This is a genomic window from Sutcliffiella horikoshii (assembly GCF_019931755.1).
GTDB lineage: Bacteria > Bacillota > Bacilli > Bacillales > Bacillaceae_I > Sutcliffiella_A > Sutcliffiella_A horikoshii_E.
Genome location: NZ_CP082918.1, coordinates 3,349,233 through 3,362,965 on the forward strand (window position 1 = coordinate 3,349,233; position 13,733 = coordinate 3,362,965).

Annotated in this window: 16 protein-coding genes; 4 read left to right on the plus strand and 12 right to left on the minus strand. The window is 40.2% G+C overall.

The window, feature by feature from the left end; all coding sequences use genetic code 11:
* Positions 1-43: 43 nt before the first annotated feature.
* The 4 genes from K7887_RS17080 to K7887_RS17095 all read right to left on the minus strand — a co-directional run bounded on the left by K7887_RS17080 (position 44) and on the right by K7887_RS17095 (position 4,598).
* On the minus strand, positions 44-1,222 hold the full coding sequence (locus K7887_RS17080) for an MFS transporter (protein ID WP_223490796.1): 1,179 nt from the start codon (positions 1,220-1,222) through the stop codon (positions 44-46).
* A 107-nt stretch (positions 1,223-1,329) separates the two neighbouring features.
* A complete protein-coding gene (pepV, locus tag K7887_RS17085; protein WP_223490798.1) occupies positions 1,330-2,745 on the minus strand; it encodes a dipeptidase PepV in 1,416 nt (471 codons plus the stop codon).
* Between the two features lie 12 nt (positions 2,746-2,757).
* On the minus strand, positions 2,758-3,888 hold the full coding sequence (locus tag K7887_RS17090; protein ID WP_223490800.1) for an ABC transporter permease: 1,131 nt from the start codon (positions 3,886-3,888) through the stop codon (positions 2,758-2,760).
* Positions 3,885-4,598 (minus strand): ABC transporter ATP-binding protein, encoded by a 714-nt coding sequence (locus K7887_RS17095; RefSeq protein ID WP_223490802.1) that lies wholly within the window; start codon positions 4,596-4,598, stop codon positions 3,885-3,887. The genes K7887_RS17090 and K7887_RS17095 overlap by 4 nt, the downstream gene beginning before the upstream one ends.
* A gap of 297 nt (positions 4,599-4,895) precedes the next feature.
* Here K7887_RS17095 and K7887_RS17100 point away from each other — a divergent pair, with 297 nt between their 5' ends.
* Positions 4,896-5,117 (plus strand): DeoR family transcriptional regulator, encoded by a 222-nt coding sequence (locus K7887_RS17100; RefSeq protein ID WP_010195377.1) that lies wholly within the window; start codon positions 4,896-4,898, stop codon positions 5,115-5,117.
* A gap of 73 nt (positions 5,118-5,190) precedes the next feature.
* Here K7887_RS17100 and K7887_RS17105 read toward each other — a convergent pair whose 3' ends face one another.
* From K7887_RS17105 to K7887_RS17115, 3 genes are all read right to left on the minus strand, one after another.
* Positions 5,191-5,901, minus strand: a complete 711-nt coding sequence (locus K7887_RS17105) for a pseudouridine synthase (RefSeq protein ID WP_223490804.1) — start codon at positions 5,899-5,901, stop codon at positions 5,191-5,193.
* A 50-nt stretch (positions 5,902-5,951) separates the two neighbouring features.
* Positions 5,952-7,568 (minus strand): putative polysaccharide biosynthesis protein, encoded by a 1,617-nt coding sequence (locus K7887_RS17110; protein ID WP_223490806.1) that lies wholly within the window; start codon positions 7,566-7,568, stop codon positions 5,952-5,954.
* Between the two features lie 77 nt (positions 7,569-7,645).
* Positions 7,646-8,026, minus strand: a complete 381-nt coding sequence (locus K7887_RS17115; protein ID WP_223490808.1) for a hypothetical protein — start codon at positions 8,024-8,026, stop codon at positions 7,646-7,648.
* A 128-nt stretch (positions 8,027-8,154) separates the two neighbouring features.
* Here K7887_RS17115 and K7887_RS17120 point away from each other — a divergent pair, with 128 nt between their 5' ends.
* Positions 8,155-9,432, plus strand: coding sequence for a BaiN/RdsA family NAD(P)/FAD-dependent oxidoreductase (locus K7887_RS17120; protein WP_223490809.1), 1,278 nt, complete (start codon positions 8,155-8,157; stop codon positions 9,430-9,432).
* Here K7887_RS17120 and K7887_RS22985 read toward each other — a convergent pair.
* Both K7887_RS22985 and K7887_RS17125 read right to left on the minus strand, forming a co-directional pair.
* Positions 9,418-9,540 (minus strand): hypothetical protein, encoded by a 123-nt coding sequence (locus K7887_RS22985; RefSeq protein ID WP_262372513.1) that lies wholly within the window; start codon positions 9,538-9,540, stop codon positions 9,418-9,420. The two genes, K7887_RS17120 and K7887_RS22985, sit on opposite strands and share 15 nt — an antisense overlap.
* A 157-nt stretch (positions 9,541-9,697) precedes the next feature.
* Positions 9,698-9,877 carry a sporulation protein Cse60 gene (locus K7887_RS17125; protein WP_010195371.1) on the minus strand — a complete coding sequence of 60 codons (180 nt, stop codon included), beginning with the start codon at positions 9,875-9,877 and terminating at the stop codon, positions 9,698-9,700.
* Positions 9,878-10,082: 205 nt separating this feature from the next.
* Between K7887_RS17125 and K7887_RS17130 the strand changes: the two genes are divergently transcribed.
* The gene (locus tag K7887_RS17130; RefSeq protein ID WP_223490810.1) at positions 10,083-10,544 is read left to right on the plus strand and encodes a hypothetical protein; all 462 of its coding nucleotides are present in this window, start codon (positions 10,083-10,085) and stop codon (positions 10,542-10,544) included.
* Between the two features lie 16 nt (positions 10,545-10,560).
* Entirely contained in the window at positions 10,561-11,172 is a 612-nt protein-coding gene (locus tag K7887_RS17135) for a hypothetical protein (protein WP_223490811.1), read from the plus strand.
* 39 nt (positions 11,173-11,211) lie between these two features.
* Here K7887_RS17135 and K7887_RS17140 read toward each other — a convergent pair whose 3' ends face one another.
* The 3 genes from K7887_RS17140 to K7887_RS17150 form a co-directional block, all read right to left on the minus strand.
* On the minus strand, positions 11,212-11,850 hold the full coding sequence (locus K7887_RS17140) for a hypothetical protein (protein ID WP_223490812.1): 639 nt from the start codon (positions 11,848-11,850) through the stop codon (positions 11,212-11,214).
* Positions 11,851-11,925: 75 nt separating this feature from the next.
* Positions 11,926-12,864 (minus strand): nuclease-related domain-containing protein, encoded by a 939-nt coding sequence (locus tag K7887_RS17145; protein WP_223490813.1) that lies wholly within the window; start codon positions 12,862-12,864, stop codon positions 11,926-11,928.
* Positions 12,865-13,361: 497 nt separating this feature from the next.
* Positions 13,362-13,667 (minus strand): rhodanese-like domain-containing protein, encoded by a 306-nt coding sequence (locus K7887_RS17150; RefSeq protein WP_223490814.1) that lies wholly within the window; start codon positions 13,665-13,667, stop codon positions 13,362-13,364.
* Positions 13,668-13,733 lie beyond the last annotated feature (66 nt).

The window sequence follows — 13,733 nt, forward strand, 5'->3', positions numbered from 1 at the left end:
AAAGACAAGACCCTTGGCTGTAGTAGCTAAGGGTCTTTTACACTTATGATGCTTGTGCGAGTTGTTTTTTATCGGCTTGGTTGATCATCATGATGAAGACGAGTCCGCACATTGTTAGTAGGCCGAAGAACAAATATACGTGCGCAACGGAATAGTATTCTGCAATAAAGCCGCCAAAGAAAGTACAGAACCAGCTACCCAGCCCGTTACCAACAGCAGTATAAAGAGAAACCGCCGTAGCACGCGCCGAAGTTGGGGCAATATCCCGTACAAACTGAAGCGCTGCAGGAATGAATAGCCCGACAGAGAAACCTTGTGCAATTGTAGTCGCATATACCACATACAACGGTGGCTCAAAGAAATATAGCACCCACCGTATCATGGCAATGGAAGCAGCACTAATCATGATAGTGTGAAGACCAAAGCGGGCGATCCACTTGCCTGCCACCCTCATAAATGGCGCCTCACTACCGGCAGCGAGCAAGAAGGCAATTCCGACTCCCGTAACGGTCCCCCCAATATCTGTTATGAACAGGCCAAAGTAAAAATTATTGGCGAATACAGGACCGAATATTAGAAACGTTGTCACAAGGAACATGACAAACTTAGGCAGTTTCATGAGCGTTCCAATGCCGTCACGGACATTCACACTGATTGTCTGACTTTCTTTCGGTAGAAAAACCGACACCATCGCGCCTAGCAATAAAGCGATCGCAAAGGTAAAGAAGATTACTTTTAAAGAAAAGAAATCAGAAAGCCAGCCCGCAACAAGCACGGCCACAGCAAAACCTATCGCTCCCCATAATCTGATGGAACCATAATTTCCTTTTGTCCTTTGAACATAATTAAGGGTAATGCTGTCTGAGATGGGAACAAGGGCACTTTGTGTAACAGCCAACAAAAACGCAACGGCAAGTAAGGCTCCATAGCTCTCCATAAATGAAAAGGCAATCCCTGTTACCGCTGTTAGAAACAGCGTCCACAGCAAGATTTGTTTTGGTCTTTGGGTATAGTCACTAAAGACTCCCCACAAAGGCTGGACGAATATCATCACAACAGGACTTATCGACATGATCATCCCAATTTGTGATCCGCTCAATCCAACATCTTCTTTCAAATATACGGTCAGCAAAGGGAATAGAGCCCCAAAGCTGAAAAATGTTAAAAAGTAAAAACTGTAAAAATAGCGAGATGTTTTGTCTTCCATAGAGGCAGTACTCATGATATATCCTTCTTTCTTCTCGTCAAGTAAAGGAAAAAATAAAAGGCTACCGCCCCTTGGGGAAGTAACCTTTACATTCTACCACATTTATATTTCGGATAAATATGTTATTTCGCTAATTCATAGATAGCATGTGCATAGATGGCAGTCGCCTTGATGAGATCCTCAATGAAAATATGCTCATCTTTTTGATGCGCTACATCCTCCCTGCCAGGGAAAAGCGGACCAAAAGCCACCCCTGCTTCAAGCGATCTCGCATATGTTCCACCACCGATGGACAATAACTCCGCCTTTTCTCCAGTTTGTTCTTCATATACCTTTTGCAACGACTGAATTAGTTCGTGATCCTGCGGCACATGGTGTGCAGGAGAAACATTGAACTTATTCACGTCAAAGCCATACGCCTCTGCCTCTTTACGCAACTTCGCTTCCGCTTCCTTTGTATCGCAAGTTACAGGAAAACGGATATTTACTCCTAAAGAGCCAACAGACGCTTCGCGGTCAAAACGGAACACACCTGTATTGATGGTCAGGTCGTCGGTAATCTCGTCGTGGAAGTTGATGTTTAGTTTCTTACCGCGAGAATCAAATGCAAGCTTTTTACTAATAAAGCCGACATAGGATGTTCCTCTTGCATCCAGCTCAACAGAATGGAGGAAGGACGCCAAATGGTATCCTGCATTTGTCCCGTTATCCGGCTCCATCGCGTGAGCAGACACACCTTTAATGTTAAGGAACAATGCATTTCCTTCCTTCGTATAGCCGCCCTCGATTCCATTTTCTGAAATGTATTCATTAAAGGCGTGACTGATTGCGTCCATTTCTTCGGTCACTTCAAGTGATGCTTTTGCATGATCTGGCACCATGTTTAACCGGCGACCTGAATCAAACGTTAACAAGGTGTTCTTTGCAGGTGCCGTCTCAACTTTGAAATCAAGACGGAGTTGGATATCCCCTATTCCTTTTTCCGCATAAATGATTGGGAAATCCGCATCAGGTGCAAACCCCATTGTAGGCATTTCTTCGTGTTTAAAATAATGGTCGACGCACTGCCAGTTGCTTTCCTCGTCTGTACCAATAATGATGCGCACACGTTTAGATAGAGGCAGATCTAACTCTTTCACTATTTTCAGAGCATAATAAGCCGCCATTGTAGGGCCTTTGTCATCCATTGCACCGCGTGCGAAAATTTTCCCGTCACGGATGGTCGCACTGAACGGTTCATCTGTCCAGCCATCACCCTCTGGCACTACATCAACATGACATAGGATACCAACAAGTTCTTCTCCTTGGCCATGTTCGATATGACCGGCATAATGGTCGACATTTTTTGCAAGAAAGCCGTCTGCTTCCCCTTTATGTAATAAATATTGGAGCGCCTCTTCTATTCCTTTTCCAAAAGGAGTTTCCATGCTTGCTTCCTCTTCATTCAAGACACTATTGATTTGTAAGAATTCCTGTGTATCTTTTATTAAGGAATCTTTTCTTTTCTCTACTTCTTCTAACCAATTGATATTTCCCATTTAATCATCACCTCATAGAAAATGAAATAGCGTATTCAACATAAGCACAATTCCGACCAATCCTACAGCTGGATAGTACAGCCATCTTGTTACAAGATCTTGATAGTGCTCTTGAATCAGCTTCTTTCCCTTATGCATATTCAAAAAGGGATGTCCCACCAATTCATCATATACTATATTTAACCACTCTTTTAGAAAAAAGAAAAACGCCATAAACAAGCCGAATGTCATCCACAACGGTAGATACCCCATGACAACCATGGTGATCCCAATCAATTTTAAATACGAGAAAATATGGCGGGAATTCCGCAGCAAATATTTAAAGAACAATTCCGTCAAGGCACTATGCGGACTCCTGTCTTCAATTATCCTTTGCGAACGCTTGAAAAATAAAGGCTTGGTCCTCTCTGAGGAACGAGGAACATGCACATATTCCGAAGCATAGAAAATCATCCCGACATACTTTTGCCGGATTTTTTCATTGTTTGCCATATCCACCATAAAACTCTCTGTGCGTAAATAAAACATAAAAAAGACTACCGAACCAAGCATAAGAAGAACAGTTGATATAATCCACATCGATTTATCGACCGTTATATAGGCAAGCAGTCCAAGTAATAGAAACACGGTGAAATTAATTACTTTCCGCTTCCATCCTGACCAGTGTAAATCTATCATTTTTCCCAGCATCGTAATGAATAGGAACAGCACAAGATAAAACGTTATCCATTCAAGCAACGGAAGAGTAGACGGGCTAATTGCCTCCATTAGCAAATATGTAAGAATAGCAATTAGCACCGCTTTTATAATATTCAGTCCCGTACTCGTTATAACACCCCACTTTTTCAACCCGATCAATAAATCTCTTCGGTGGATAAAAAAGTACGTATCCGCCTGCTGATAAAACACTCGAATTGTACCCGTCCAAGCCAGATAATAGATAACAAAAAGGGTTAAACCGTATGGAAGTTTCTGAAGCAATGCAATGAAACTCGGAAACATATCATAAATCATGGCTGCAACGAATAATAATGTAAGGATAATATAGACCAGGATCGTCCAATCAATTACAGCTTTTGTGTTCTTCCACTGATACTGACGCTCTTGTTTAAGTCGTTCCTTGTATAAGTGGAATGCCGTCATTTTTCCTGCTCCCTTGCGGATAAGGTGTAGAAACAATCTAGCAATGAAGCACCAGGAAGTTGGCAATTTGTTTGAATGTCTTGTAGGGTCCCTTCTGCTTTCTTGCGCCCGTCAGCCAAAAGAATAAACCTGTCGCAAATCTTTTCCGCCGTATCCAGAACATGCGTACACAACAAGATGCCTACACCCCTAGCCTGTTCCTGATGAAAAAGCTGTAGAAGCTTCTTCGTTGCAATGGGATCAAGCCCAATAAACGGTTCATCCACAATATATAAAGAAGGTTTAGACATGATGGCAAATATCAACATCGCTTTTTGCTGCATCCCTTTTGAAAAGGTAGCCGGAGATTCATGGATGACTTTTTCCAAATCAAACAACTTCAATAGGTCCTCCACTCGCTCTTTCCACACCTTTTCATCTATCTCTAGTAAAGACGCCATCAAATCTATATGCTCCCATAATGTCATATCATAATAAAATACAGGTTTCTCAGGAATATAGGCATATGATTTATCGGAAGGAAGTGATATCTCCCCTTCATAAAAATGATTTAAGCCTAGCAAGGTTTTGATAGTCGTACTTTTACCAGCGCCGTTTGGGCCAATCAGTCCCACCATCTCACCTTTTGAAACCGTAAAATCAATATTCTGCACGACAGACATCTCATCATCATATCCTGCTTTTTCTAAATGTAAAGTTAGTAATTCCATATGAGCTCTCTCCTCTCACCTTTCTAATACGAATTTTCAGGTAGAAAGTTTCATATTTTTCAAATAATTACTAGCAGAATATTGTCGAGTAGTGTAAAATAATGTATATAGACTCATAATTTATTCATTTTCTCTTAACACATCCAAGACTAAATGTTAATATTGTGTAAATTGCATCATTATTCTAGAATTTTTTCCACAAAATCGTGTACAATATAAACTAACTTAATACCTAACACCTATCATCAAGAATTTAGCGAGTAGTACCATGTTAAATACCGGATAAGGAGTGGTTTTTTGAAGCCTTCAACTAACCGTATGCTAACCCGTATTAAAGCCGTCTACATGTTTATTCATGAAAAGGGAACTGTCTCTACACAGCAGTTGGTCGATGAATTTGGGATTACACCCCGAACCGTCCAACGTGATTTAAATGTGCTGGCATTTAATGACCTGGTTCAAAGTCCAACGAAAGGTAAGTGGACTACTACGCAGAAAAAAGTTAGGTTGACTTCATAAGACTACATATACAATTAATGACACCATAATAAAGCCCCATTCCTTTTTACTTTGGAATGGGGCTCTTCGTTATCTATCTTCGCTGCAAAAGTTCTAATTCTTCATCTGTCAGTTCACGGTACTCCCCAAGTTCAAGGTCTTCATCAAGCTTCAGTTCTCCCATGCTCAGACGCTTCAAGTAAGTTACTGTCTTTTCAACCGCTTGGAACATCCTTTTCACCTGATGGAATTTCCCTTCAACGATGGTTATCTCGATTTGTGATTCTGGTCCTGCTTCAAGAATTACTAGTTCAGCAGGCAACGTTTCGTACCCGTCATCCAAGGTAACACCTTTTTTGAACGCTTCAATATCCTCTGTCGTCACTTCGCCATCAATTTTGGCATAATAGGTTTTCGGCACATGCTTTTTTGGTGACAAAAGCTGGTGCGCAAGCTGACCGTCATTTGTTAAAAGAAGCAGCCCTTCTGTATCTTTATCAAGGCGGCCAACCGGAAACGGCTCAAAAATCTTATCCTCTTCCTGCAGGATGTCCACAACAGTCTCCTGACGGTGATCTTCCGTTGCTGATAACAATCCAGGAGGCTTGTGCATCATCAGGTAAATGAACTCACGGTATTCCACGATATCATCATGTACCGTTACCTCCTGCACCTCCGGATCCACATGCACCTTCGCATCCTTCACCACATTTCCATCCACTTTTACCACACCCGTTTTCAGAAGCTTTTTCACTTCTTTACGCGTTCCAAAACCACTGTTGGCAAGCATTTTATCCAATCTCATATTCACGCTGCTCCTTTCATAGGGAAAGAGGCCCCTTTGACCCGAGACCTCTATCCTCTTTCTTTTCTATTTAAAAACGAAAAACGATTTCCGAACAAATACATTAAAAGGTTACTTCTGTAGCTGAGGAAGAAGTAGATGCCGGCTCCGACTAGACCGCTGACAGCTACAACAATGATGGCTTGAAGACGGCCTTCGCTGTAAGGGATGAAGCCTTCTAATAGCTGAAGGACTACTAGGACTGCAGCAATCATGATGGCGTTGAAGATGGTCATCAACATTCCTCTACGCAACACAATAGAATAACTGAATCCCGTGAATTTCTGAATAGCCCAAAGGTTGATAACAACACTTGCCATATAACCGATAGCTGTTGCCACAATAGACCCTTCCGCCTCCATGAAAAAGATTAATGGATAATTCAGGATCAGTTTTAAAGCAACCCCTATCGCAAGCCCATACACCGTGTATTTTTGTTTATTGATTCCCTGAAGTACAGATGCTGTTACCGTAAATATCGCCAAAGGTATTGCTGTTGGTGCATACCAAGTAAGCAAATATCCACCAAGTTCATCATAAGAATAGAAAGCTGCGTATGCGGGACCACCCAATATTGCCAATCCGATACATGCTGGAACTGTCAAGAACATCAATATTTGAAAGGTAGTACTTAATTGACGTTGCAGGACATCTGATTCATTGTTTATGAATGATTTCGTTACAGCCGGAAGCAAGGAAAGGGCAAACGCCGTTGCAAGTGTCACTGGGATGATCACGAGCTTCTGACCATACGTGTTGATGATAGCAAATGCATCTCCGGATGTATCACTATCAACACCTGCAAGTAACATTGCCTTATTAAATGTGAACGTGTCCACTAATTGATATAGAGGCATAGCAAGTCCAACAAAAACAAATGGAGCGGCATATAAAAGTATTTCTTTATACATTTCCTTATAAGAAATCTCTACATTGCCTTTATCTTGTTCTAAAAGGGTGTCCAAGTGCCTTTTTCGGCTGAACCAATACCAGATCAATATTCCCAAGCCAGCCAGAGCACCAATAAATGCACCAAATGTGGCATAACCGATCGCTGTGGGCAAGCTGCCTTCCGTCACATTAATAATGATATAAACACTGCCCAACAAGAATATAATCCTTGCAATTTGCTCTACAACCTGTGATACAGCAGTAGGCCCCATTGATTCATGGCCTTGGAAAAAGCCTCTGATCAAACTCATAACTGGAACTAACAGTAGTGCAAAACTCACCATACGAATTACAAGTGTAACATCGTCAAATGAATGCTTACTGCTTTCATTTATTATCATCGGAGAAAATACCGGCGCCATTATATAAAGTATCAAGAAAGACACAATTCCAGTAATACTCATCAACAATAAACCGGAACTAAATAATTTTCTCCCTACCGCATATTCCTCAAGCGCATTATATTTTGCTACAAACTTTGAAACTGCCAGTGGTACTCCCATTGTAGCTATACTTAATACAACCGAATAAAGGACATAGGCATATGTATATAGTTCCCCTCCAGATTTGCCTACTAAAGCATAAAAAGGAAAAATATAAACAAGACCCAGAACTCTGGAAATCATGGTACCAAGCGTTAAAATAAAGGTACCTCTCAATATATTTGATGTTGACATAAAATCCCTACCTACTATTTGTAACTTTTTGTCTAACCTTTGTATTTTAGCATACTTCTTATTGCAGAAGCACTATTTTACCATCCCGCCAGTAAACTTCTAGTTAGTGAAATCTTTGGAAAAGATAGAAATGGTGTATCGTCTTTCAAGTCTTCCAGTTGCTCTTTTGTTACGACTACCGTGAATTCGCCATATGCATCCGCCTCCAGTAAGAGCACGCCTGCTTCTTTCTGACTGAAGATAAGCCCGAATTCTTCTTGACTATTTAGTAGGATGCAAAGAACATAGGCATTCATTTCTTTTTCAAAGAGCCATGTATAAGAAAACTTATGTATATCGGTGGTCATTTCTATGGGAATTGTCGGGACAGAAAGCAGCAGGACTGGGGTTCCATTTTCCTCTGTCCAACCACCGTCATATGGAATATGTGCTTCTGAAAGTTTTGGTGAATATGTCATGGGATACCCCTTTTCTTTGATTTGTAATCTAATTAAAAATCATACGGAATGTTGCTCTTTTTGTCCAACAAGAGAATAGAGGGTATAATAGGCAACATGTAAGCAAAATATAGTTGGTTGGTGAAAAAATGAAATACGATGTGATTATCATAGGCGGCGGTCCATCAGGGCTAATGGCCTCCATCGCTGCAGCAGAACAAAATGCAAGAGTATTACTGATTGATAAAGGAAATAAACTGGGGCGAAAGCTGGCCATTTCAGGAGGCGGTCGCTGCAATGTGACGAACAGGCTACCTGTAGACGAAATCATCAAACATATCCCGGGTAACGGGAGATTCCTATATAGTGCATTTTCTGAGTTTAATAATGAAGACATTATCAAGTTTTTTGAAAAGCTGGGGATACAGTTGAAGGAAGAAGATCACGGTCGGATGTTTCCTGTTTCAGATAAAGCACAGAGTGTGGTTGACGCGTTGTTGAATAGGATGAAAGAGTTGCGGGTGGAGATGCGGACCAATACTTCTGTGGAAACGGTGGAATATGATGAGGAGCGCACCAAGGGAATCTTGTTAAAAACAGGCGAGTTTTTGGAATGTTCTTGTGTAGTCATTGCTGTTGGTGGAAAATCCGTACCACATACCGGTTCCACAGGAGATGGATATCCTTGGGCACGCAAAGCTGGGCATACCATTACAGATTTATTCCCGACAGAGGTTCCTTTGAATTCACAAGAAAAATTCATCCGTGAGAAAAGATTGCAAGGACTGTCCCTGCGCGATGTAGCTTTGAGCGTTTTGAACCCTAAAGGGAAAATAGTAAAAACACATCAAATGGATATGATTTTCACCCACTTTGGGATATCAGGTCCTGCTGTATTGCGATGCAGCCAGTATGTTGTGAAAACGATGAAGAAATTCGGTGTGGATCGAGTGACAATGAATTTGGATGTTATGCCTTCATTGAATGAAGAGCAAGTATTTCAACAGCTTAACAATGCTTTGAAAGACGAACCAAAAAAAGCCATTAAGAATGTGCTTAAAGGGCTTGTACCTGAGAGATATTTATTGTTTTTGTTGGAAGTTTGCGGAATTGATGAACAGGAGATCGGCGCGACTTTGGCACACGAAAAAATAAGGGAACTTGCGAAAATGTGCAAACAGTTCCGTTTTGAAGTTTCCGGCACCCTTTCCATTGAAAAGGCATTTGTAACCGGAGGCGGTGTTTCCGTGAAAGAAGTTCACCCGAAAGAGATGTCCTCCAAAATGAAAGACGGATTATACTTTTGTGGAGAAGTACTTGATATCCATGGATATACTGGTGGTTATAATATCACCTCGGCCTTGGTGACAGGAAGACTCGCAGGCTTAAACGCCGGGAAAAAGGCGGCAAGCCTACGTCGTTACTAGTAATACGAAAGACATTACAAATGCTAGTCCTACTCCATACATGCCAAACTCGTTGATAAATGATTTACTTTCTTCTTGAAGTACCTCGTTTTGTGTGTGGTGGTTCATAATGAATACATCCTTTCTTTTTTTAGTTTCTGTTTATATGACCTGTTACTAATTAGACGTATGGTGTTACGAAAATGTTTCAATTATTTATAATTTGTTTCGGATAATTATCTATACCCACAAAAAAGAACCTGATAAACATCTTTAAGGGAAGTTTTCAGGTTCTAAATATTACCATTGCAGAGAAGCAATAAATCTGTTCTTCCTCATCGTTAATACACCCGACTTGATACTTAATGTCAATCACATCCCTGTCAGACAACCCCTTTAGAAAATCATTAACTGCATCCTCGAGGTCCCGCTCATGCTCCTCATCAAACACCCTAATCTGCACCAACCCCGACACCCTCCTTCTAACAAAGTTTGCTTCTATTCTATTATTATGTATAGGAGGAAATATCGAGTTTTATACTTTGATTCAAAAAAAACCCTTTGGGGGTCAGACCCCCAAAGGGTTTTTGCTCTTTACGTTGAATATAATAGAGTTGGAGATTCGGGTAAGGATGTGATTGGGTTTGTTGAAGGTTTTGCGGAGGAAGCCTATGGTGGTTGGCGTGTTAGTGATTTTGTGTATGGCATGTGCGGTTGCGTATCATGGGGTGAGCTGGGAATTAACGAAGAAGTATAATGAGGAGCTCGATGCTTATTTTTTTGCCGAGGATGATGGGGAGTACTTGAACATAACGGTTCGTTTGGATGACATCTTAAGAGATGAGCGGAACTTTCTTGTCATTGATCATCCGTATGATGATTTGTATATCGATTACCGTAGCTTGATTTCCTCCAACATAACTCTAGACTCTGAGCGTTCCTCTCACGGCAGCCTAGTGTTTGAGATAAATGATTACAAGAATCGCACTTATTCGTTTCGCTTTTTACATAAAACAATCACAGAAAACGATTATGATAAAGCCTTGCCAATAATCTACATTTACTCAGAAAAGGATTGGACGGTAATGAAGGAAACTTCAACTATTCCTGTAAGGTATATTGAGCAAGAGTAAGTAAGGAGGAATTAAGATGAAAGAGGTTTGGATTTCAGAAGAGGGAGACTTTAGTGAAATAGAGGATGATGGGTTTTATCATTTTTATCTTTATAAATTTGAAGAGGTGGACTATCAGGAAGAAAATAAACAGTTGCTTTTAGACTTTCTCGGGAAGCTTGATATTTTTCCTTTATATGTAATCGTTGAGGGGCATGATGAGGAAGAAGAGATGCGGCAGATTTTTGATAGCTTAGGTTATTCCTATTCTGTGGACTATTTTACCGATAAGCGAATGTACTCTACTGGAGGAAAGAATTTAACCTACCATCCGCCATTTTTTCAAATCAAAGCATCTTCCATGGAAGAGTTGCAATTAATCATGAGCGAAACCTACCACCTTGCAACACAAAATCAATTTTACGGAATATCATTTATAAATAATGTTCAACTTACATCACGAGATGGTTATTCTTTTCCTAAGTTAAGTAGAAACAAGGATATTGCCGCGTTAAAGGTCGGCCATGACGGGCAAGGATTTTATTTTTATTCAAATATGAACTCTCTTCAAAATATAGGACAAGCAATTTCCATGCTGCCTGAAGGATATGTAGTAACCCAAATTAATGATTGTGTATTAGAAAAATAAAAGGAGCTTCGTTGTTAATGAGCGAGGCTCCTTTAATATTTAGAATCCAAGCAACTGCATGCTTCCAATGTATATGGCGATTGCTGCGATAATCAGTGAAATTTTGTTGAATTTAAAGAATGAGATAGGCGGCCTTTCCTCACGAAGGTCCCCCACCACTTCCTTAATGAAATCCTTATCGGCAAAATTCTGGAACTCCACCTCTAAACCACTTGTTTCAAGGTCCTTCCACTTTATTTTGATAGTTTGATTAGAAGCCTCTAAATAATACATATTGATATAGTTGCTGCTCATATAATCTTCATTAGCTATGACATCTTTTTTATAAGAATACCTTTTGTCATCAAGATTCTTCTCTAAAATATCCATGACGTCTTGTGGTACATATTTCTTGATATGTATTTCGTCTTTTTTTCTTTGTATAATCATCATGAAAAATGGCACAAGTACGGGAATTAGCGCCAAAAAGAGCGAGTTAATGTCCCAATTTTCATTAGAAGTCGTGTACACTAATAGACCAAGTGTTATGACACCTGTCATCAGTATCCCTTGAAATCTATTACCAGTGGAAATCGTCGAAACTCCTTTTTGTTGGAAATTTGTAATTGCGTCCATGATGAGTAATGCCCCTATCATAAGTAGAAAAAGTGGAAAGATGTTTTGGTCGATGTAGTCCATGTTGAGGTGGCCTCCTTTCTGGTTTTTCCGGATGAGAGTCTTGTAATAATTATACGGTTGAGATTGGGAATGGTTTCAAGTTTTTGTAAGGAGTGGGGTGAGGTTGTAGGTGCGGGATTTAGTATTGCCGGTCCCTTGTAAATTCATATTCCTTATAAGGACTCTGATGATGTGATTATTTTCAATGCGTAAAAACCTCTTTAATTCAGACATCGTTATTTCCGTATTGATTAACAAAGCGTAATCTAAAAGAGCTTGAATATGGGCATCAACTGAAAGCAGGAAACAATTTGGACATTTCCATTTCCCATGGATTCTTTGCATCACTACATTCGGTTTGCAATCTGGACATAATACTCCAGTATTTACGTCTGACGGGAAGACTTTGTATTTTGCTATTGGTGAGCTTTGTAGAGGTGTATGGTCTTTAATTAGTAATTTTGAGATTTTATTGACAGTTTTTTTATCGTAATAGCTGTTAGAGTGCTTTCTCAAGAGAGGAACTACTTTCCCTGATAATGCTGGACTTTTTATCACATGTTTTTCTAAGAAACTTGGGGAGGATAGGACCTTAACAATTACTTTAGGGTTTGTTAACACAACCAACTTTTCAAAAGGTGCAGTAGGTAGATTTTTAAGTTTCACCCATGTTTCCAATTTATAACACTGATTGCTAACTTGAAGAATGGGATCCTGTAATGCTTTTAATGGTTTATCCTCCACTTCTTGTATGAGTTGATGATTTTTCGGATCAAAGTGAATGATGCCTCGTAAGTATTTCACCTCGAGGAGTAAATAGAAGTTAGAGAATAAAATGAGAGTATCTATTTGGAAATGACTGTCTCTGTATGGAAGCCTTAAATCATGGAAGATGTAATAAGGGGTGTCTGTTTCTGGGAGCAGTTTAAGATAATAGTCTAGAGCCTGTTCACCATAAATACCTGCTTCTTTTATTCCTAATTCACTTAGTATTTCTTCATACTTTTCGTGATTAGGGCGCACTCTTCTCTTCATCGCCCTCAGAATCTGAACTCTTAAGGGAGTTTTTCTATGTTTTTTTATCAAAAGATCACCTCTACTTTGGGATGTTTATATTATTAGACATCATTCTACAGAATTCCTCCTTTTTCTTAGTGGGAATTTCGGTGATTGCGCGCTCATAAGGTATAGCAATTTGTTCTCCAAAGAGGATTGTGAGTTTTTGGAGAGTTATTGTGAGTTTTTTGGTGGTGATTGTGACTTTTCAGGACACTATTGTGACTTTTTCACCTGTTATTGTGATATTTCGGATTTCGGCAGAAATATCATCCAGTCCCTTCTCTCAATTACCTACTTTTAGAAAAACCTAACTACCTCCTTCTAGTAAAACCCAACCCCCAGTTACCTACTTTTGAAAAGTGCCAAAATCAAGAGCAGCAACCCACAGTTAACCTACTTTCCCAAAAACCAAAAAAACCACCAACCAGCGGCCCATTTCTCGCCCACTGGTCAGTGGTCTCACGTAACTTAATTTATTCTGTTTCGCCTTCCCACTCTAGCATGCCGCCGACCATGTTGCGGACTTTGTAGCCTTGGTCTTGCAGGTAGTGGCAGACGTTTTCGCTGCGGCGTCCGGAGCGGCAGATAATGATGTATTCTTTGTCTTTGTCGAGCTTGTTCAGGTTTTCTGGGACATCGCCCATGCGGATGTGTTCTGCTTGTTTGATTTTGCCCATTTCGATTTCTTCGTCTTCGCGGACGTCAACTAGGTGAAGCTCTTCGCCAGCGTCAAGTTTCTTTTTCAGCTCATCAGTGGAAATTGTTTGGATTTCGGACATGTGTGAAAACCTCGCTTTTATGTAGTGTAATGCTAATTACCTCTATTTTAACAAAAAGAAAACAAG